The following is a 21334-nucleotide window of genomic DNA, read 5'->3' on the forward strand; positions in this document are numbered from 1 at the left end:
CCCATGCATGACACCAATTTTCTTGGTTGCCCATGTCCTGACCCCGGTTCAGCATTGAGTGGTCGGCAGAACCCGAGCCAGCATGACCGTCACTGAGGAAAGTCCGCGTCGATTTCTCCTTGGCCTCGTCTTTGGAGGCCTTCATTCGGCCCTTTTCCTGCTTCTTGCGCTCGTGGTCGCCGCCAGCGGAGACCCGCAAGGAGGGATGGTGTTCTACATATTCTTCTGGTTGGACTATCCGGTTAGCCGGAGTTTCATGTTTGCTTCAGGTGGATCGGGTGGGGGCTCAATGTTCTTCCTGGGCGGTCTCCTGTGGTTTTCCTACGGCTGGGTTTTTCAGAGTCTTCTCCAGCTCCGCACCCAGCATGGTGCATGGTGGCTGGATGGCGCTGTATCACTTTTGACCGCAGTCCTCTTCGTTCCCGAACTCACTCTGGCCTCCATGCCCGACTGGGAAGAGCAGTGGGAGCGTGGGACCGCCGCTGTCCAGGCTGGTGACCGTCTGAAAGGGATTGAGCATGTGTCGAAGGCCATCGAGTTATCACCGTCGGGCAATCAGAGTCTCAGCGGCATGTGGGATTATTTGGGACGGTTGCACGTCGACGCAGAAAACTACGGTGCCGCCGAAGCTGCTTTTAGGATGGTTCTAGGGCAGGTTGAGACGGGGCAGACCTCCCGACCCATCGACCACCTAAATGCACACAACCAGCTTTCTTGGCTCTACAATCGCATGGAGAAATATGAGGGCGAAAAGACTCACCTTGAGAAGGCAATAGAGTTCAATCGTCTGGTTTATGAGGGCGACTCAACTCAGGAGGCCCACTGCTGGGCCCGACTTGCAGAAATCGAATTCAAGCGCGGGAAGACCGAGGAGGCCCTGCGTCTACTCGATAAGGCCATCAACATGGAGGAGGGGCTGACGCACCCTTCTGAGTTTTTGCTGAGCTACAGGAAGGAAATGCGCCTCAAATGGAGTGAGGCATCCGGCAAGAAGAACTGACGGGCAGGCCAAAGGGATACGCTTCAAGGGGAAGGACTCGCAGGATGGGCCGCTCTTGTATCCAAGGCACTCATCCCTCCCGCCGCGGTCTCTCAGCAGTAGGAGCTGAGTCAAGACAAGAAAAGCGCGACCCACCGGTCGCGCTTTTCTTGCTTGAGTATGCTTGGAATAGCGGAGCCTAGCCCACCAGCGGCAGGAGGTTCTCCTTGCACCACTCGCCGTTCTGGCGGGTCACGCCGTCCGGGTCGCCAATGGCGTCGTGGCACTCGTCTTCGCAGATGATCCAGCCCTCGTAATTCCGGAGGGTGAGCCACTCGGTGATCTTGTGGAAGTCGAGCTTGCCGGTGCCCATCTGAGCCCAAGGTTCAGGACCGTTTCCGGAGAAATCCTTATAATGGATGTGGTTCACCAGGTGGCCCCACTTGGTCATGGTCTCGATGACATCCATGCCGCCACGGATGATATGGCCCACGTCCGGCGTCCAGCCCGTGACCGTCGGGTCGATGCTGTTGAGCACCACGTCATAGTCGTCCTGGGTGCGAACCACGGAGGAGGGAGGGCTGTTCGGGTGGAAGGAGCAGACGAGACCGGCATCCACGGCGCGGCGGCTCACGGCGTTCACGTTTTTCGCCAGGTTCATGCGGCGCTCCTGAAGGTTCTTGCGGTTGCTGGGGAGGGGCACGGTGCCCAGCTTCGCGCCGGGGAAATGCTTCAGCGTGGCGATGGCATAGTCGGCAGCGGCGCGCTCGGCATCATTCTCCTTCTCATCATTCCAGCCGCAGACGAGGGCCAGACCGGCCAGCTTCATGTTGTGTTTTGCGAGGGTGTCCTTCAGCTTGGCAGGATCCTTGAAGTCGCCCAGCCAGTACGTGGGGAAGGGCTCCAGAACCATGGGCTCGATGCTGGTGAAGCCGGACTCAGCGGCCACTTTAATCATGTGATCGAGCTTGTTGTCGTAGGCGGAGCCGGTGCCCTGCATGAACCAGGTGTAGACCTGGGACCCGAATTCGATTTTGGCCATGGTATCGTGTCGTATGTTTGGGTTGCGTATCTTCGGAAAAGCGAAGAGCGCGATGCTGGCGGAGGCCCCTGCCAAAGTCCAGCGGGAAGTTGTGGCACCATGGGCCAAACCCGTACGTATGCAATTTTGAAGCCAGTGCACCTTGTGTCCCCGCAACGGCGGCAACAGGTTGTGCATCGTGCATTTTCCCTGCACAAAGAAAAGTTTGTTCGTGTGTCGTTCTGCGATCTTGATTAAGATCGAGTCCCCATCTTAAAAAAAACCGTCATTTTAGCCATGAGTTCTGTAGTCGTGCCGCTGAACCCTTTCTCTGATCAGATTGTGACCTCCCCCCGCCGGGCAGAGCCCTCGGTGCAGGGGTTGAACGATCAGGCTCTTCAACGTCTTGTAGGCGCGTTTACGGCGATGGAATTGCCGCCGCGTCGTGGCGGCCGTATACACTTGGTGACTTCACCCAGTGGTGGCTACGGCAAGTCGCACCTCACGGGCCGTCTCTATAGAGAACTGGGCCGCCGGGCCACTCAGATCTACGTGCGTCCCTTCAGCGACCCGGACACTCATTGGGTTTCGCTCCTGCACACCATCATCCAGGAGATGCTGGCTCCGGAATTCACCGGTGAGGAAGAGGAGGAAATCAGGGATCGTGGCACCTACCCGCCCTCCCAGCTTGACGCCTTCGCCCACGGGGTCTTCGCCTCGGTGCTGATTTCGCTGCTCGACAGCGGAGAGTTTGAATACGGTGACCCGGAATTCGTGAAGGATCGTCTGCGGAACCGCACTTTCGTGAAATGGGATTTGGGTGATCCGCAGAGCAACTGGGGGCTCTGGGCCAGCGACATGCTACAACGGTATGAAGAGTCTGAGAGCCGCGAAAGTCGCGTGCTGAAGTCTTTGAACCAGGCGACCGGCAATCACCTCGGCAGTACCACCCGCCCTCAGGCATGGCTCCGTGTGCTGCGCCGCTTTGCCGCCAATCGTGGTGCCACGGCACTGCGTGATCAGTGCCTCGAGTGGATGCGTGCGCGCACCCCGATGATCGAACTTGTGACGAAGCCCCTCGGCCTGCTGTCCACGGACGGTGTCGACTCGGAGGGAGGCATTGCAGCACGCAATTCCATGGCCCGCAGCCGTGTCTTGGACCTGCTCACGTTGGGCCGGCTTTTCCGTCCGTTCGTGATTTGCTTTGACCAGACGGAAGTATTTGGCCGCGTGCCCGGGCTGGCCCGCGCCTTCGGGGGCATGCTTTCTGACCTGGTGCAGTGTGAAGGAGCGCAGTTCACCGTGGTCACGGCGAATCAGGAGATCTGGAACACCCAGCTTTCCCCTTCCATAGAGGTCGCCGACCGTGACCGCATCCTTCCAGGCATTGAGCTCACCGGCTTGTCTCAGATGCAGGGCAGGGAACTTGCCCTGAATCGTCTGCGCCAGACCCGCCTTCCGGTCGAGCTCCAAGACCTCGTCCTGTCTCCTGACTGGGTGGCCTACCAATTTGGCAACGCGGTTCTGTCGCCCCGCGATTTCCTTCGTCGTTGCGAGCAGCGGTATGAAGAAATCGTGCCTGCCGCGCTGGCTCAGCCGCCGCGGCCGAAGCTGATGTTGGGCGAGCTTTTCGCCCAGGAGCGCAATCAGATCGAAAGCGATCCACGCGAGTCCAAGGACTTCCGTGCCGATGCTCTGCGTTGGGCACTGCTCACCGTTCCCACAAAGGCTGGTGCCGATTTTGCGGCCTCGGCTTGCCGTACCGATGTGGCCTCCTACGTTGCCGATTGGAAGAGCAAGTCGGGAGCGCATCGCTACATCGTGTTGGAGCCAAGTTCTCACACACTCGTCTGGCAGGCCATTTTCCGAAAGGGAGCGGCTCTTCGGGCAGAAAGTCCCGACGCTGGTGTCGTCGCACTGCGCATCGAAGGTCAGGGGGCAGTGCCTCATGATAATCAGGCGGCACACGTGCAGTCTAACAAGGCGTCTGGGAAGGAAGCATTCCGTGTTTACACGCTGAACGCGGGAGATCTCTCTAAGGTGTATGCAGGCTGGGAACTTTACCTTCAGGCGTGCCAGGGAGACATTGAATACACTCCCGAGCAGGTGCTGGCTTATGTTTTCGACCGGCTCGTGCCGGTCTACAGCGCGATGCTGGGAGAGCCAGTAGCCTCCACGTTGCCTCCCGAACTTGGGACCGGCGTCACCACCGCAGCGCTCCAGTCGCATGAGGCACCTACGGTGATCATGCCGCGGAGTGCCATACAGCCGCCTGCCCCCGCTTCGGCCCCGCCTCCTCAGCCGATGGCAGCTCCAGCGTACGTCCCTCCATCTTTCCTTAGCTCTGGAGCCGGTTCCCTGGCAGGTGCGAACACCGCTCCCAGCCCGGCACCTGCCATTGCAGCTTCGGCAAATGGGCTCAAGGCGCCGGAAGAGACTGCGCCGATCCACAAGACGGCCATCAAGATCACAACGCGTGTGGATGGGATTGTGCAGAGCCCGGCTCCGGGTGCTGCGCCCATGACCTTCCCACCGCCTTCAGGCTTGAAGCCTGTGGTGCCCATGTCGCCGCAGCCTCCGCTCGTCACGGCGCCGGCTCCTGCGCCAGCAGTGCCTTCTGCTCCAGCGCCCTCGCCAGCGATTGTCACGGCTCCTGCAGCGATGGCCCCTGCCGCTCCAGCTCCCGCAGCACCACCGCCTGCGCCAGCACCTGCACCCGCTCCTGCTCCTGCCTACATGGCTCCGGCAGCGGTAAGCCCGGACACCGACCGAATCGTGATTGCGTCCGTGAGTGATATCCTCGGTGCACCTGCGGTACGACCGGATCTTCGCGGGCCTTTGCCAGCACCTGCCGCGCCTGCGCCTGCACCAGTTCCCGCTCCGGCCCCGGTTGCACCGCTCCCGGCTCCTGCTCCTCCACCTGCGCCTCCGCAGTCCTTTGCCCAGTTCATCCCACCACCGACGGGATTCTCCGCGCCTCCGAAGCCCGCACCTCCTCAGAGTGCGGAGCCCACGCAGGGCACGGTGGAACCCAAGCCTGGACAGAAGGCGTTTCCATCTGGAAGTCCCGCAGCGTCACCCTCTCCGGACACGGAGACTCAAGCACCGGCAGATGACGAGTCACCCAAGCCTGTCACGGCCGCTGCAGCGCCTGCTGCGGCCGCCCCCCTGCGTCCTACCGTTCCGTCGCCTGCGCGCCCCGGAGGAGAGATACCTCGTCCCGCCGGTGCCGTGCCTCCGCCGAATGCGGGAGCACCGACCAAGCCTTCCGCGCCACCTCCCGCGGTCGCAGCGAAGCCAGTGGCGCCAGCACCCGCTCCCAGCGGAACAGGTTCGCCCGTATCCCGCCAGAGTCCCGCTGCCGCCCCAGCTGTAGGCACCCCGAAACCCGGTGTGCCGGGCCGTCCCACCGGACCGACGCCAGGGGGAAGCGGCACCCCGGCCCCGCGTCCCGGAGCTCCCGGTGCCCCCACGGCCAGAGGGCCCATGCCAGCTCAGCCGGGACCAGGTCCCCGTGGAGCTTCGGCACCCGCAGCACCGAGTGCCGCACCGACCTCTCCTGCAGAGGAGAAGGCAGGGTTCTTCGGACGCATCGGAAAAATGTTCTCCAAAAAGGAGGCCGTTCCAGTTCCGGCACCTGCGGCTCCTTCCGCACCGCGGCGTCCCATGCCGGCAGCGACCGCTGCCCGCCTTGCCGGAGCAGTTCCGCCAGGCGGTCCCCCAGGCCCCAAAGCTCCCGGTGCTCCAGCGCCAGCTCCTGCAGCCGCATCCAAGAGCACCGAACCCGTCGCTGTCGTTCCCTTAAGCGACAATGATGCACCGGAGGCTGCGGTCCGACCCGCCGAGGAGCCGCCAAAAAAATCGCTGACTGAGGCGTCACCCGCGAAAGACGCCTCAGTCGAAAATAAAACGAGCGCAACCAGCAGCCCTGAGACCACTCAGGTCAAGGAAACCGTGGACTCTGTGAAGACAGAGCCTGCGGTGGTGGTTGAGCAAGCGAAGATACCCGAGTCAATCCCTGCCCCTGTACCGGCGGCAGGGGTGCGGTCACTTGCACCTGTAGACGTGGCGCTTCCCGCGCCTGTGGTATCTGCACCAGTCGCAAAAGTGGCTCCTGCATCTCCTGCGGTACCGCCTTTCCTGGCGACGCCTGCTTCTGTGCGTCAGTATCCGACGCAGCCATGGTCCTTCAGCAATGAAGCCATGACCCGGCTCGCTGAGCTGTTGCATCCCAAGAAGGGCAAAGATGCCAAGGGCAAGGCGAACGGCAATGGAAGCGCCAATGGCCATGCACACTCCAATGGGAAATCCCATGCGAATGGGCATGCCGATCCTCCGCACGAAGATGAAGAGCCCTTGTCCCAATCGCCATCACATGAGGCGATGGTGTGGCTGGCTCGGTGCCTGCGCGAGTACCATCAGGAACGTGATGCTCCCGAGGGCAGCCGTCGTGTTGCCGTTTTTGCCAAGGAGGAGATGCATGTCGCCGAACCTCTCATTCCTGCCGCCGTGATGTCTGAAGTGGCCAGTCCACCCAGTCTGGAAAAGGTGATGCGCGACTTGGTAAAGGCCCGCCGTCTCATCAGCTATCCCATGCTCGCCATGGAGTTGGAGAAGCGGCTGGCACGTCCCGTTTCCATGGATGAAGCGAGTGCCGCGGCGAAAGCCTCCGGTGACATCCATGTCTACGGCGAAGGCAACAGCGCTGGCTATCTCTGGCAGGGAAGGTGAGACCTACTTTGCCCGTCTTCCCCTGAACCGGCTTGCTTACGAAACAAGCCGGTTCAGCTCATGAATCATCTGCTGTGCCTGTGAACGATACCCTCCACCGAAGAGGTGGAAGTGATTGAGCACATGGTAGAGGTTGTAGAGGTCACGGCGCATCGGCCAGTTTCGGTGTCGTGGCCATGATTGGTCGTATGCCTCGTAGAACGCGGCAGGGAAGGAGCCAAAGAGTTCGGTGAACGCGAGATCGCATTCGCGATCGCCATGGTAGCTGGCAGGATCATAGATGATGGGCACCCCGTCATCCGTGAAAGAGGCATTGCCACTCCAAAGATCGCCGTGCAGCAAGGATGGCTCCGGCGCATAACCTTCAAAGAACAGAGGCAAACGTTCCAGCAAGCGTTCCGCACCAGTGAATCGGACGCCTTGTTCTCCAGCGAGCTTCAGTTGAAATCCCAACCGCTGCTCACGCCAGAAGATGAGCCAGTCGCGACTGGCTGCGTTTGGTTGTGGGGTAACGCCAATGTAGTTCGCGCAGTGCCACCCGTACGACCTGTCAGGAGAAAGGTGGCGATGCATGGCAGCGAGCTGCGCTCCAAAAGTCTCCCAAGACGAGGCTCCGCTCAAGCCCATGGCCACATGCTCGAGGACCAGAAAGCTCCGATCCCCGTGCCTGCCGATGGTGACGGGACGCGGCACACGGATCGCTCCTGTGGCAGCCAGGGCCCGCAACGCATCCATTTCTGCATCGAACAATCCAGCCTTCGCCATGGCATTCACCTTCACGAAGTACGGCGTGAATGCCACGAGCACATACGCCTCATGAATGCACCCGCCTCCCACAGGCCGCGCCTCGCAGGCGCCCAGTGAATGACCTGTGGCACGCTCTATCTCCGTGCCGATGGCGTGGAGCAGCGCCGCGTCCATGAACGAATGGGTCTGCTCTCAGCGTGCCAGAAGCGTGCCGTTCTGAAGACGGCGCACGAGCTCGGCGCATCCGTCTTCCAGCAGGTTCAGCACTTCTTCGAATCCCTCCGGCCCGCCATAGTAGGGATCCGGCACCTCGGTGTGATCATGCTCCGTGCAGTATTCGCAGAAGAGGTGCATGCGCGCCTTGCGAGGAGCCCCGCCCGCAAGCTGGTTGGCGTCAGCGAGGTTGAATTCATCCATCACCAGCACGAGATCAAAGGCCTCCAGATCGGACGGACGCAACTGGCGTGCCGCGTGATTGAGGGTGTAGCCACGTCGCGAAGCTGCCTTGCGCATGCGTGAGTCCGGCGGGTTGCCCGCATGCATGCCGATGGTTCCTGCGGAATCGACCTGAACTTCATTGCCCAAACCCGCTTCGTCGATCATGTGTTGCATCACGCCTTCCGCAGCAGGCGAGCGGCAGATGTTTCCCATGCAGACGAACAAGATGCGGGTGGGGGAGGAGGCTGGGGGCATGAATGCGAACCTATGAACGGGCAGGAAGCCTGCGCAACCTGCAAGGCCGCTGCAGTAGAAACACGAGAAGCGACGCCAGCTTCAATTCTTCACCAGCAATCCCGTGAAAGGATCCGTGGCCATCTCCACCTTGCCCACCAGTTCTTCCAAGGCGCCCTCCAGAGAGGCGAGGCAATCTACGAGGCGCACATCGGGGATACGAACAGCCCGGTGATAACCAAAGGCGGCACGACCACCCATGAGCAAGGCGACAGAGGACGGAAGAAGCTGCCGCAGCTTGGTGATCTCCGCGGGCACATTGGGGTCATCCGACGGATACACGAGGCTCAGGGCCACGGCACGTGCCCGGCGGGTCTGCACGCACGCGGCGATTTCTTCCGCGGCCAGGGAGGGGCCAAGATAGGTCGCACGCCAGCCCAGATCCCGGGCGACTGCTGAAGCAAGAAGGGCACCCACTTCATGGCATTGCCCGCTGGGAGTGGTCACCACAATCTCAGGCGCATCAGGAGGTGGCTGGTAGCACCGTGCCCCGATGGCAAGAAAATCACGGACCACATTAGTGGCAAGGTGCTCGTGAGATACCCGGAGCTCTCCCTTGCGCCATGCTTCTCCGACCTCATACACCAGCGGCGAAACAATTCGCAGCAAGGTGGTCCGCGCTCCATAGCGCAGGCAGGCCTCCTCCAGGAGCTTGGTCAGCGTGAAACAGTCCAACTGTTTCACTGCATCCATGCACCTTGCCTGACATTGATCGGGCGTGGCGTGGGTGAGGTCTGGCACCGGCGCTGGAGCATCGATGCGCTCGGGGAGTTCCTTCTTGTGCAGGTGGTAGAGCTCATCCAGGCACAGGCAGGCAATCTGGCTGATGCGATGACCACATCCCGTGAGCTGTTTCAGAAGCCGGAGACGTTCGATTTCCTCATCCGAGTAGAGACGCCGGTTGGAGTCCGTGCGCTTGCAGCAGACCAGTCCATAGCGCCTCTCCCAAACGCGGATCACGTGCGCCGTGAGACCGGTGCGGTGGCACACGACCTTGATGGGATGGCGCAGTTCACGAGAGGGGGCGGACATGAATACAGAGAGGGTCTACAATGGGATGGTCAGATTACGTGCGAAGGTGACGGAACGGTTGGCTGGAAGCGGACAATTCAAAAGAACGGGACGAAAAAAGCAAGCCTGTACGAACCTTGATGCAATCTACACCGCTGCGGCCATGCCGCACTTGCCAAGTGCTGGCATCCTGTTAAAGCACGGCTTCATGTTGAATTACGTCTGGTCGTTCCTCATCGTCACAGGAATCATCGCTGCGGCGTTGTTTGGGAGGCTGGACGCGATGGTGACGGGGGTGTTCGACATCTGCATCAAGGTAGTCATGGTGATTGCGCTTCCGCTGGCCGGCACCATCATGCTCTGGCTGGGCATCATGAGGGTGATGGAGAAGGGGGGAATGATGAATGTCGTGGCGAAGCTTCTCTCGCCGCTTTTGAGGATTCTCTTCCCCGAGGTGCCCAAAGATCATCCCGCGATGGGCGCCATCACGATGAACATCGCCGCGAACATGCTGGGACTGGGAAATGCAGCCACACCCATGGGTCTCAAGGCCATGACCCATCTCCAGGAACTGAATCCAAACAAGCAAAGCGCCAGCAACGCGATGTGCATGTTCCTCGCCCTGAACACGGCGGGATTTACCCTCCTGCCGATGACCTCGCTCAACTACCTGAATGCCGGTGGCGTGCAAAATCCGCAGTCCATCATTCTGCCTACCATCCTGGCCACCATCTGTTCGACGACTGCGGGGATCCTGGCGGCCATGTTTTTTCAACGCCTTCCCATGTTTCGGCCACGGCCTGATGATGTGGTAGCCACGGCGCCCACGACTTCCGATGCCCAACCCGCAGCGAGCAAATCTGGAGAAGCATCTGCAAAGCCCTACCGCATGCCTCCCGTCCGTGCCATTCTGGTCTACGGTGCTGCCTCGGCATTCATGTTCGGAGCGCTTCTGGAGTTCCTTCCTGAACAAAGAGCGAGAGTGCTGGAGGCCACGGGGCTTCAAAAGCTGCTGACAGAAGCCGACTCGGACGCCAAGGCTGCTGCGGCAAGGGAAAAGGAACTGAAAGCGCAGGCACCCGTCGTGGTGGATCAACCCAAGAAGGAGGAGTCCGTGTGGCGGAAGCAACTGCTCAAGCTGTCCACGCTGACGATCCCCCTGATCCTGATTGGCGTGGTGCTATGGGCCCTGGCTCGAGGGATTCCCGTCTTCGAGGAAATGGCGGAGGGCGCGAAGGAAGGATTTGGAGTGGTGACGAGGATCATGCCGTTCCTCCTCGTGATGTTTGTCGCCATTGTCTGCTTCCGGGATTCGGGAGCTCTCATGCTGATCGAGTATGCCTTGCGTCCCGTGCTCTCGGTCATCGGCATGCCCGTGGATCTGTTCCCACTTGCCATCATGCGTCCCCTCAGTGGCTCTGGGTCATCGGGGTTCCTGAATGAGATCATCTTCAATCCGGCCTCAACGGATCATTTGCGTTATACTGCGGCCATTCTCTTTGGTTCCACGGAGACAACTTTCTACGTGCTGGCCGTGTACTTCGGCAGTGTGAGCATCCGTCGCACACGGCATGCTCTGGCGGCCGGACTCTGCGCAGACGCCGTGGGGATGACCGCCGCCATTGCACTTGGCTGGCTGCTCTTCGCCAGGGTCTAGGTGTTATACACCACTTAAGTCCCTACAAAGCCCGCGACGTAAGCTACGGTGTCGTGCCAGGCTGTCGGGGTGCGGGGACCTTGGGACGAGATAGGATGACGCTCCGGATCATGAGCTTTGGCGTGACCGCCTCCGACTGAAGGCGGAGATTTCCGGCTGCCACATCCTTCTCCACCGTGACGGTGCCAAATCGGAAGATACGGAAGTCTTTTACGGATCCCGTGGAGCGATCAGCCGGAAGTGTGAAGGGATGTGCGACTCCTGCCAGGCTCAGCGTGAGCTTCTCAGGGGCCTCCATCGGTGCACAGGCAAAGACCATCGCCACGTCATAAGTGCCCGCGGCGAGTTTCTCCACGGTCCAGTCGAGCGAACCCAGAGGCGCGGCGCTTCCAGCCGCAAGCGTGTTGCCATTGGCCTTGGCGGCCTGAAGGGTCAGCACCGTGCGTGGAGCGTTTGGTTCCGACGCAGGCTTGGCAGGTTCTGGAGTTGTCGCTTTCGCGGGATCAGCGGGCGCCCCTTCGCCGGTGGCTACAAAAGGGAAGGTGCCCGTCGTAGACATGGCCTGCCGAATGCGTGCAATCTCTGCATCCACCGCAAGGGATTCTGCGGCACGACCGCTCGCCGTCATTTTGTTCTTGAGGAGCTCGAGCTCACGCAGGTAGTCCTGCATGACCGGGCCGTGAATCGGGCGGAGATTCGTGGCATACGTTTTCTCCATCATTTCCAACCGGGCTTCAGGAGAGACAAAGGAATCGAGGAGCGGTGCCTGCGGCAGTTGTGCGGTCAGGTTGCCAGCCAGCCAGAGCGACAGACTGCAAAAGCCTATGGAAACACTGATGAAGCGGACAGTCATGTACCAGGAGTGGCAGGGGTGGCATCTGAGGCGCGCGACCAGGCTCCAGGTGGGATGTGGCGCGATTTGGCTGCCGCTTCGCGTTCACGCAACACGGTGAGGGCTGCATCCTCATGCAGCTTCGCGGCACGGGCCCTCGCGACGGGCTGATGCACCATGGCAAGTCCATTGTCCACAAGCGCACCTGCAAAATCGCCCAACGCTTCTGTCTGCACGGACACCAGCAGAGCTCCATCAGGATCCTTCAGCCCGCGGGTAACAAGCCGGAGCGGTTTCTCTTTAAGATACTCGGCAGTGAAGTCGCGTGCCATGATCCCAATGGCAGTGATGTCTTCATCATTGAGGCCGAAGTATTTGGCGGGGTCCTGTCCAGAGGCTCCGGGAGTGACAGGGCCGGGCAGGGGACAGCTGACCCACATGAGACGCACAGGAAAAGTTTCTCCATTGCATGCCACCATGAATCGGTCCCCGGTATTCTCCGGAGCGGCCACGTAGATAGCATCACGCATTTCATGCATCCCATCCGCAAGAGCCGCAGTGGCTACCGGACGGTTGCGGTCACGAAGCTGTAGCAAGGAGCGAGGATTATCCCCCAGGCGCTCCACACGCTTCACCTCGTTCTGCAAATCTTCCACCGCCTCGGCATTTCTGGCCAGGGTGGTGGCGAGGGAAGAAAGCTTTCCCGTGTAGTCCACCGAGATGGGCATGAGTTTTTGCCTCAGGCGCTCAAGATGATCCTGCTTCAGTTTCGTCAGCTCATCCACTTGTGGCAGAGGTTGGCCATTTTCATCGAGCGCGGGAGCCGCAGCTTCGGCGGTCACCGGTTTCGCGGGAGTGAGGCGAATCTCCTTGAGATGCATCACCCCCCCTTCACCTTTTGCCTTTGTGATTTTCAGCGCGAATGTCGCGTTGGTTCGCGTCAATTGGATGGCTGGCAGGGTGACTGTGGAGAACTCTCCCCAACCGCCCGTACTGCTCACGGTTCCGGTGCGGCGATTGGCGGCGGCTCCGGACAAACTAGAGTCCTCGTAGAACTCAAAGTCACCTCCCGTGGTGAGGTCCGGAGCAGCGAGGTATGGGTTGGGGCGGCTGGGAGGATCCCCAACATCGGCAACACCATAGGTGATGACGACATCGTAGCTGCCGGCAGCAATGCGTGACACGCCCCAGCTTGCGACATTGCCCACGGCCTTCCATCCCACCAGCACGTCCTTGGCCCGGTCATGGCTTACGGAGCCGCCGACACGGGCCTCTGCTGCCCGCAAGATAATGACATTTGAAATGGCGGAGCCTTCCAACGCGCTGCTGTACAAGGCGGCGAGAGTTTCACGCCGTTGCTGCGCCTTGAGCGCCAGCTCGTAGTCGCCAGCGACACCAGCCTCACGCGCCAGGGCGGCCAGCGCTTTGGCAAACTGCTCGGAAAGCAATTGGGAACCCGTGAGAGCGCGAGTCATGAACTGCTGCCGCTTTTGGATCAGATCCGGAGGTTCGGTGGGTGCTGTCGCCGGTGCTGGTGCGGGTGTCGTCTGAGACGCGACGTTGCCAGCCAGCAGGAGCGTGAGGAAAATCGAAGCTGACCAGCGGGCAATCATGGGGAAGGGCAGTTCAGCGCGCGGCAGGGACCAGTACCACGGAGTAAATGCGCAGGCTGGCGCATTTGTCTGCGGGACCTATGGTCAGAGTCAGGGAACCTGCACCATCACGTACCCGCAAGGTTCCCAAAGATTGAGTCACCACCTTGTCTTTGGCCGGCTTGAGATCGGACGTGAGTGTGTAGAAGCTCTCCTTCAGTGAGGCGCTGGCATTGCTTCCCTGATGATTCAACGAGACCTCATAGCCACCTGCAGGGAGATTGGGCAGCTTCCATGTAGCGCTGGCTCCGGTGGCGTTCCAGCCGGTCAGTGACTTGTCGCCTGCATCCAAACGTACGCCTGAGAGGGCAGCCTCGGAAAGATTCAGCTCGATGCGCTCCGGGGCACGCGAGGCCCCCACGGCAGTGGCACGCTGGCCAAGCGCAGCCAGCTCCTTTTCCATGATCGTGATCTCCTGCTCAATGCGCTGGCGCTCGTCGCGTGCCTTGATGGCGCCGGAGTAGTCCTGGGCAGAGGCATATTTTTTCTCCAACGCCAGCAGTGCCTCACGCTGAGCTTTCTGCTCAGGCAGGGCGGCGGTGAGCAGTTCCCTGCGGAGCTGGGCCTTCAGCGAGCGCAAATCCGGTCCGGCATCCTGTGCCCCACTGGTCAGCGCAGGGGGCAGAGCGAGCATGAGCATGCACCATCCCTTGGCGAGCCATCTGCCACAGGCACGGAGTCGGGATGGGGTACTGGATGAAGCGGTTGCGAAGGACAAGGATTTGCCAGGAATTCTATCTCACAGGCTAGAAAAAGCGGGGGGTTACGGCAAGACCAATTCGCCGACTTAACCAGTACGTCGCGAGACGACCGCTTCCATCTCCAAGTCCAGTTCCGCGCGGCAGATGTCTGCCTTGAGGAACATCACCTCTTCGCCGGTGAGGCCCGTTTCTTCGGCGAGCCATTCCTGCACCAGGGGCAGGGCCTCCGGGTGACGGAGGTACACCTTGAAATCGCGCATAACCAGCTTCGACTGGGCGTTCCGCGACTTCGGCTTGAGCATTTGCGCCATGCCCATGCGCTCAAACATGATTTGGATGTTGTGCATGGTGGTGCGGTACTGGGTGTGCCAGTCGCCCTCACCCACGCTGCGGTGGCCCTCAATGCTGGCCGTGCCACTCAGGTAGCCGACGGTTTCCCGGGAACACTTCACCAAGACCGCACGGGCAAAACTCGGCGGGCGGGGACCGTAGTCGGCCGGGTAGTGGTAGGCGGGCACTTGGGAGGGGTTCTCCAGATACTGGGGGTGCGTCTTTCCCGCGACAAAAAGCACGGCGAACTGCCCACCCTCGGCTCCCACTGCGGATGCAGCGGGCATGAAGGAACGCAAGTCCCGACCGAATGACTCCTCGAAAGCCAGCCAGCGGCCGATATTGAACTGACGGTAGCGCTCGAGTCCGTGGTCCAACTCGTTGATTTTGGGGACGTAATTCCAAGCGCGGTGCAGGTGCATGCCTCGGGAGGAGCAGGCATTCAGCACCTCCCGATAAATCTGGTGCACGGGTTCCTCCATGCGGGTGGAGACATCAATGGTGGCCGCCCCGATGAGGTGGGTTTCATTCTCGAGCGTGATAAGATTGCCCGAGCGCCCGGCGCGCCCCTTGGGCAACGCCACGGTTTCGGTTTTGCGGCCTGCCAGCCAAGGCACTCCCAAATGCAACACGCCCGCACCCTCGCCCCCCGTAATCTGGGAAACTTTCTCTCCGAAATGAATCTGAATTTGCGGCTCGTCGGTGACTGCGGCGGGCATGGGCATCGGGTTGTTTTGGCGGCTTGATATGGGAATGTCAAACATTTGCGTACTGGGATGGACGGGCGAAAGGGGCTGTCTATTCTGAGTCAGATGTCTTTTTCCGGGAAACACACGCCGGTCATTCTAGTTGTGGTTGTTGCTGCAGTCGCTTTTGTGACGGCGGGACTTTCACGATTGCGGTTGGACCCGGATGTGCTCTCGACCTTGCCGCCGGATCTGCCGGAGGTCGGGGCGTTGCGGACCCTCCGCGACGCCTTTGCAGGAGGGGGGGATCTGGTGGTGTCGGTGGAGTCCCTGGACGCGGAAACGGCCAAGGCTGCTGTGACCTCGCTGGCAGGCCGGTTCCGCGAGGCTGCCCACTTGTGCCGGACCGTTCAGGAAGGGGACTCCATGGAGAATTCCGAGACCGCCGGGGCGCTGCTGGCTTGGGTCCTGCAAAACGGCAACCCCCTGAAACTGGAGGCGGTCCGAAGGCGGCTTGAGGGGACCGACGGCCCCCAGAAGCACCTCGAACGCGTGCTGGAGGAACTGGCCAGCTCCCCTGATCCCGGAGTGGTGCAGCGCTGGCAGTATGATCCGCTGGGGCTGTTGGGGGGAGTGGACCTCGGCCAGATGATGGCGTTTCAGGAAGCGGGGCTCGGAGCCTCCTCGGCAGATGGCACCTTCCGCATGCTCTTTCTTACTCCCAAGGAGAAACTCTCGGGCTATCGGAAGGCAGAAGGATGGCTGAAGGAGGTAGACCAAGTGGTCGCTGCGTGGCGCAGTTCCGATGCCAAGTTTTCCGATGTCGTGGTGCGGATGACGGGCGAACCCGCGTTCATGGCGGAGATCGGCGGCGGCATCGAACGTGACCTGAGTGGAACGCTTGGGCTGGGCACGGCGCTGATTGCGGCGCTCTACTGGTTCATGCACCGGAGGTGGAAGCCGCTCTTCTGGATCCTGCTGCTGATGGGGGTGAGCATTCTGTTCTCCCTATCCCTGGCGGGTTGGACCGTGGGCAAGCTCACGGTGATGAGCCTGGGCTTTGCCTCCATCGTGCTGGGCATCGTGGTGGACTATGGCGTTCTGATCCTGCAGGAGGCTCGGACGCATCCGGAGCTCGATGCGCAGGGAGTGCGTCGGCTCGCCATGCCGGGCATCCTCGCGGGTGCCGCCACGAATTCAGCGGTATTCTTTGCGCTGCTCTTCATCAGCCTGCCGGGTCTTGCGGAACTGGGACTGCTGGTGGGCATGAATGTGGTGACCGGAGCGCTGGTGATGCTGACCTTCATGCCGTATGTGGCGGTGCGGCATCGGGTGCTGGATGGCGATCATGAACGAACGCGAGGCGGAATGGTGACGCATCGTTATGCGATCGTGGGGACGGTATTGATGGCTGCGGGTGTGGCGACAGTGCTACTGTGGCGTGGCCTCCCCCCCTTTGAAGGTGGCGCTGCAGTGTTGCGCCCCACGCATAGCAAAGCGGCGGAGAACTGGGACCTCGTACAACAACGGCTGGGGAAAGCAGACGTCGCCACCGTGCCTGTGGTGCTGACGTTTGAAGATGCGGCCGGGGCTCAGAGCAAAGCTGCTGAGGTCGGCGCTTTGCTCGCGAAGCTACGGCTTGAAGGGGTGATTGAGGGAATTGCTCTGCCTTCAACCTTCTTGCCGCACGAGGGGTATCAAAAGTCGAACGAGCCTGGGATTGGGTGGTTCGTGAAACATCGCCGCGTTCTGGAAGATGCAGTCCTGAAGGAAGGTTTCACCGAGGAAACGCTGCTCCTCTTCCGAGGCGTGATGTCGGCATGGGAAGAATGGTTGGGAGAGATCGCGGCAAATCCCAAGATGCGCCCCGCTGCAACTCCAGCTGCAGGGGCGGATGACTTGCTGCGGAGGTTTGTCGGCAGGGAGGAAACAACCGGAGTGGGGAGAGATGGCAGCAAGCTCGTCGCTCTTGGTTTTGTGCAGATGAAAGGGCAGCCCGGGAATCCTGATCCCGTGAAGCTTGCGGAACTGGATGCGAAGCTGTCCTCACAAGCAGGCGTACGTCTCGCGGCCTGGGAGTCGCTGGGTCAGGCCCTGTCTGAGCGGGTGCAGCAGGACATCACGCGCGAGATGCTGCCCATCATCGCCATCCTTCTCGTCATGCTCTCCCTGGCCTATCGGAACTGGCGGGATCTGTTGCTCTCCGTGTTGATTCTGGCCTTGGGCGTAGCAGCGCTCATGGCGACGATGGCATTGGTGGGCAAGTCATGGAATCTGGCGAGCCTCGCGGCGCTGCCGTTGCTGTTGGGAACGGGCATCGACTATGGCATCCACACGATTCTCGCCATGAAGCGTGATGGCAATGATGTCCGCCGTGTGCGCCACAGCACTGGTCGCGCCGTGTTCTTCTGCGGAGCCACGACCGTCATTGGCTTCATGAGTCTGGTGGTGGCGGACAATCGTGGCGTGGCCAGCCTGGGTACTGCGTGCGCAGCAGGAACCGTCTGGATTCTGTTGCTCGTACTATGGTTGCTGCCGCATTGGAGGTGCTGGATTTTTGGACGTACGGTGCAAAAATGAAGACCCTCACCGTCAACGATGCCCTTGGCACGAAGGACCAAATCCACGGCCATTGTATCGAGGTTGAGGGACTCTTGGGTTACGATTCTGAGATTGCCCCTCCCGAGCTTTACCTCGCACACTGGCCAAGAGCTGAGCGGATAGCTGGAGAAGCGATTAAGATCGTCACCGAGGGTGCGTTCTCATTCAACGAGGAAGTTCTGAAACGTTGGTCCGGTAAGCGCGTCGTAGTGCTGGGAGTGTTTGAGACCATGCCACCGGGGGAATTCAAAGACTGGTTATGGTTTGGTCTTGGTCATTCCAGCCATTGGCCAGCGAGAATCGTTACCAGGAGAGTGGACCTGCTCAAGAAGCGATTGGCGGAGCACGATGGTTAGGAACGAATCCGGATCCCTTTGGCAGGCGCGACCTTTCTTGTAGTCTCCGGCATGAGGAAATTTTCTCACCCCATGGCTCTCGCGGTCGTGATCGTGTGCTTGTTGACCTATGTCGGAGGCTACTTCCAGTTCGCTGAGCGTAGTGAGGGTCGGGCCAGAAGTGCTGGAGCGTATTTCCACTATAGAAGATTCAACCATGACTGGCAAGGCTATCTGTTTTTCCCAGCGGCTTGGGCAGAGTCACTGATGATTCGATCATTCCCGAAGCTCTTTCTGAAAGAGCCCTCATGGGCAGAGATTCCTCAGGCACTGGTTCTTCAGTTGCCCAAAGGCAATATCACCTTTGGTTATCCTTGATCAGCGTGGAATGCAGTTCACGCCGTCAGGGAGGTCGAATCTCGACGGACGTGTTTCTTCCGCCCCTGCTTCAGCAATCTCGCTTCACGCTCGCGGGCAATCTGGCGTGAGAGCGCGATCAGATCTGCTTCGGTCACATCGACGAAGGAATCCAGTTCCTTCAACGCCTTGACGATGTCCTCGTGCTCGTTTTCCCTGCCAAAGGGGTGGGGCTTGTTGGGGTGCCTTCTCTTTGATAGTACCGAAGGATAGCGCCGCCAGTGGAAAGGCCAGTTGAAGAGAACAGCGACGAGCAACATGATGGCCACATTCACCATCACGGGCCACAGGACGAAATGAAAGCCCAGCGCGCGAATGGCATCGCCACCGAGCACGGCGGTTAAGGCCGTCGCACCACCGGGCGGATGGATGCATTTCAAGAGATGCATCGCGAGGATGGCACTCCCCACAGCACATCCGGCGGCAATCCAATCATGGCCGAGATGCTGCGCGCACAGCACTCCCAGAATGGCCGACACACCGTGCCCTGCTATCAGCGGCCATGGCTGCGAGAGCTGGCCATGGGGTACGCCGAAAAGCAGGACCGCACTCGCCCCCATGGAAGCGATCACACACGCGGCATTATCCACGCCAAGGATGTGATGCGTGCTCCAGACCAGCAGGCAGATCGCAAAAAGGCCTCCAAGACCGGAGAGGATTTTCTCCTTCGGCGACACTGCACTGAGCTCAACACCTATCAGGGAAATCAGACCTCTCATCTCGTGGCAGGCGGAATGACAAGACGAGAAGCGGCTACAGGGGCAATGGCATCAAGGAACGATCGATTCTGCGAAAAGAGGCACTGACGTTTTGGCATGCGAGCGAACTGAGAGGTGAAGTTTCGTGGAAGAGGATCAGGACTCTGGTTTCGAAGCCCAGGCGGCTCGGATTTCGGACTCCGTGTCGATGAGGATCTGGCGGATGGATTGGCATTCAACTGCATCCAGATGAGCGTAGTCGGTACCTCCGCGACCGGAGAGAGCATCATCCAGCAGTGCATACACGCGGGCCTTCAGAATCTGTGGCATCGCCTTGAACGTGGCGGAGTGAATCATGTAGCTGCATCGGTGCGTGAAAATGCGGCTATGCAGATCGAAGTCCTTCAGCGAGGCTCCATGGGTGGAAGTCTTGCGGTTGCGGCGGAAGGCGTTCTGAAATGCGTCACCACCAGCAACTCCACCGTCCTTGAGCGGGTACTCGCCTGTGAACAACAACAGCTCGACGATCTTCTCCGCGCGCTTCGTCACGACGCGCTGCCGGGCAGCCTCGTCCGGAGCGTCGCTGTTGTCTTTGCGTTCCAGCATGCGCCTTACCACGCGGGCAGCATCCTGGAGAGCATTGTGAAGGACGTACTGATGCTCCAGCACCATGAGAGCTACGAGATCACTGGTGCCCGTGAGATAAGGCTCCACCGGAAACCAGCCGGTCAGTGATTCGAGATTGGCCCCCTGTTTGCGATCCAGGACCATGCCCTTGGGACCGGTTTCCGTGGTTACATTTCCCATGTGGAAATCTCCACCGTGGCGCCCGGTCACGTACCAGCCACCCCAACGCTCGCTCAGCGGACTCTCAAACGAGGTGACAAAACGATCCTCGTTTCCCATGGGATAGCCCGAGGGCCGGGTGAAAACGGACTGCACCTGCAACTCTCCACCAACATGGCAGCTCGCGCACTGGTTGGACCGGATGAGGCGCGGTTGGGCAGGGGAGGGACCTGGACGATGGATCAGGTAATATTGGAGGTCCCCGCCAGGTTCAGAGGAAACGACTTCCACGTCACCGCCCTGTACCCAGCCGATGTAACATTCTTCGTTAAAGTAGAGCGCCCGCGGAGTAGCCGGCCCAATGAGGGACTTTTGCAGGCTCGTCTTTGAGAAGACCAGGACCTGGGACTCCACCGGCACGTCCAGTTCCCTCAGGAGGCTGCCAAGGAAGGCCTTGTCGGATGACGTGTCCAGCTTGGTCTGACCAGCCGCCACACGGCGCCACAGCATGGCGACGGGATCCCGCGAGGCCTGCCAGTTGGCGTCTTCCAGAACATCCTCGCCCCGCACAGGCGCACCCGTCAGGACCAACAAAGTCGCGATGACCTGCAGGCAGGACGGCAGCCATTTTGGAGGATGGATGTCGCGGGACATGGAAAAGGGGTGAAATGGGTAAATCAAGTACCGCTTTAAACCAGTATTTTATGCGCATATTTTTGGAGCTGAGCGGCAAAGCTTGTCCTCGCTCGGCGCACCTCGACCGGTTCAGCCTCTTACTTCAGAGCCATTTCCCCGCATCTACCGGCTCAAACGCCTGCATCGCGGCGAGCAGTTCCTTCACCTCAGTGGCCACCAGCAGCATGGCGCGGTGCTCGGCCTTGAGCAGCCCCTTCGCAGTCATGTGGTCAAGTTGGGCCAGCATGAGGTCGTAAAAGCCGTCGACATTCAACAAGCCGACCGGCTTGTGATGGAAGCCAAGTTGGAGCCAGGCAATGACCTCGAACAGCTCCTCCAGAGTGCCGTACCCGCCAGGCAGTACCAGGAACCCATCGGCATGCTCCATCATGAGACGTTTCCGCTCATGCATGGTGTCCGTTTCAAGGAGCTTGGTCAGGCCGCGGTGCTCCTTTTCCAGCTCCACCAGCTTCCGGGGGATGACGCCGATGACCTCGCCTCCACCTTCCAGCACGGCGTCTGCCACGGTACCCATCAGGCCCACGCTGCCGCCGCCGTACACCAGTCCCAGCCCTTGTACTGCCATTTCATGGCCCACGGCTGCCGCCGCCTCGCGAAAGGCGGGGTCATTCCCAAAATTCGAGCCGCAATAGACACACACACGGTGCATCCGTCGGTACTGCCCCGTTCTGCCACCGCGCTCAAGTAAAATTCATGTTTTGCTGTCACGGGGAACGAAATCG

Annotated in this window: 17 protein-coding genes; 6 read left to right on the forward strand and 11 right to left on the reverse strand. The window is 60.4% G+C overall.

The annotated features are described in order from the left end of the window. The first annotated feature begins 172 nt into the window (after nt 1–172). Nucleotides 173–1000, forward strand: a complete 828-nt coding sequence (locus tag DES53_RS08620) for a tetratricopeptide repeat protein (protein WP_170156959.1) — start codon at nt 173–175, stop codon at nt 998–1000. A gap of 178 nt (nt 1001–1178) precedes the next feature. Here DES53_RS08620 and DES53_RS08625 read toward each other — a convergent pair whose 3' ends face one another. After that, a complete protein-coding gene (locus DES53_RS08625; RefSeq protein WP_113957818.1) occupies nt 1179–2021 on the reverse strand; it encodes a sugar phosphate isomerase/epimerase family protein in 843 nt (280 codons plus the stop codon). Between the two features lie 276 nt (nt 2022–2297). On the opposite strand from DES53_RS08625, the gene DES53_RS32445 reads away from it, so the two are divergent. Then, nucleotides 2298–6731, forward strand: a complete 4434-nt coding sequence (locus DES53_RS32445) for a hypothetical protein (protein ID WP_147263285.1) — start codon at nt 2298–2300, stop codon at nt 6729–6731. Nucleotides 6732–6767: 36 nt separating this feature from the next. On the opposite strand, the gene DES53_RS08660 is transcribed toward DES53_RS32445, so the two are convergent. From DES53_RS08660 to DES53_RS08670, 3 genes are all read right to left on the reverse strand, one after another. After that, nucleotides 6768–7652 (reverse strand): fructosamine kinase family protein, encoded by an 885-nt coding sequence (locus DES53_RS08660; RefSeq protein WP_113957825.1) that lies wholly within the window; start codon nt 7650–7652, stop codon nt 6768–6770. Nucleotides 7653–7670: 18 nt separating this feature from the next. Continuing rightward, nucleotides 7671–8171: a low molecular weight protein-tyrosine-phosphatase gene (locus tag DES53_RS08665; protein WP_113957826.1), complete on the reverse strand. Its 501-nt coding sequence runs from the start codon at nt 8169–8171 to the stop codon at nt 7671–7673. Between the two features lie 81 nt (nt 8172–8252). Further along, entirely contained in the window at nt 8253–9242 is a 990-nt protein-coding gene (locus tag DES53_RS08670; protein WP_113957827.1) for a MerR family transcriptional regulator, read from the reverse strand. 187 nt (nt 9243–9429) lie between these two features. On the opposite strand from DES53_RS08670, the gene DES53_RS08675 reads away from it, so the two are divergent. Next, entirely contained in the window at nt 9430–10878 is a 1449-nt protein-coding gene (locus tag DES53_RS08675) for a nucleoside recognition domain-containing protein (protein ID WP_170156960.1), read from the forward strand. 43 nt (nt 10879–10921) lie between these two features. Here the strand turns inward: DES53_RS08675 and DES53_RS08680 are convergent, their stop codons facing one another. The 4 genes from DES53_RS08680 to DES53_RS08695 all read right to left on the reverse strand — a co-directional run bounded on the left by DES53_RS08680 (nt 10922) and on the right by DES53_RS08695 (nt 15112). Then, complete coding sequence (locus DES53_RS08680) at nt 10922–11731, reverse strand: hypothetical protein (protein WP_113957829.1); 810 nt, start codon at nt 11729–11731, stop codon at nt 10922–10924. Continuing rightward, the gene (locus DES53_RS08685; RefSeq protein ID WP_113957830.1) at nt 11728–13323 is read right to left on the reverse strand and encodes a hypothetical protein; all 1596 of its coding nucleotides are present in this window, start codon (nt 13321–13323) and stop codon (nt 11728–11730) included. Before DES53_RS08685 ends, DES53_RS08680 begins: the two co-directional genes overlap by 4 nt. A 13-nt stretch (nt 13324–13336) precedes the next feature. Next, nucleotides 13337–13996 carry a hypothetical protein gene (locus tag DES53_RS08690; protein WP_147263287.1) on the reverse strand — a complete coding sequence of 220 codons (660 nt, stop codon included), beginning with the start codon at nt 13994–13996 and terminating at the stop codon, nt 13337–13339. 153 nt (nt 13997–14149) lie between these two features. Continuing rightward, entirely contained in the window at nt 14150–15112 is a 963-nt protein-coding gene (locus DES53_RS08695) for a chorismate transformation FkbO/Hyg5 family protein (protein WP_147263288.1), read from the reverse strand. A 93-nt stretch (nt 15113–15205) separates the two neighbouring features. On the opposite strand from DES53_RS08695, the gene DES53_RS08700 reads away from it, so the two are divergent. From DES53_RS08700 to DES53_RS08710, 3 genes are all read left to right on the forward strand, one after another. Then, nucleotides 15206–17659 (forward strand): MMPL family transporter, encoded by a 2454-nt coding sequence (locus tag DES53_RS08700; RefSeq protein WP_170156961.1) that lies wholly within the window; start codon nt 15206–15208, stop codon nt 17657–17659. Continuing rightward, nucleotides 17656–18036: a hypothetical protein gene (locus DES53_RS08705; RefSeq protein WP_113957834.1), complete on the forward strand. Its 381-nt coding sequence runs from the start codon at nt 17656–17658 to the stop codon at nt 18034–18036. The genes DES53_RS08700 and DES53_RS08705 overlap by 4 nt, the downstream gene beginning before the upstream one ends. 72 nt (nt 18037–18108) lie before the next feature. After that, nucleotides 18109–18393, forward strand: a complete 285-nt coding sequence (locus DES53_RS08710; protein ID WP_113957835.1) for a hypothetical protein — start codon at nt 18109–18111, stop codon at nt 18391–18393. Nucleotides 18394–18410: 17 nt separating this feature from the next. Here the strand turns inward: DES53_RS08710 and DES53_RS08715 are convergent, their stop codons facing one another. The 3 genes from DES53_RS08715 to DES53_RS08725 all read right to left on the reverse strand — a co-directional run bounded on the left by DES53_RS08715 (nt 18411) and on the right by DES53_RS08725 (nt 21261). Next, on the reverse strand, nt 18411–19151 hold the full coding sequence (locus DES53_RS08715; protein WP_113957836.1) for an HPP family protein: 741 nt from the start codon (nt 19149–19151) through the stop codon (nt 18411–18413). Between the two features lie 135 nt (nt 19152–19286). Further along, nucleotides 19287–20570: a hypothetical protein gene (locus DES53_RS08720; protein WP_113957837.1), complete on the reverse strand. Its 1284-nt coding sequence runs from the start codon at nt 20568–20570 to the stop codon at nt 19287–19289. 124 nt (nt 20571–20694) lie between these two features. Next, nucleotides 20695–21261, reverse strand: coding sequence for an LOG family protein (locus tag DES53_RS08725; protein WP_113957838.1), 567 nt, complete (start codon nt 21259–21261; stop codon nt 20695–20697). Between the last annotated feature and the right edge of the window lie 73 nt (nt 21262–21334).

Origin of the sequence: Roseimicrobium gellanilyticum, assembly GCF_003315205.1 — a bacterium.
Taxonomy (GTDB): Bacteria; Verrucomicrobiota; Verrucomicrobiia; order Verrucomicrobiales; family Verrucomicrobiaceae; genus Roseimicrobium; species Roseimicrobium gellanilyticum.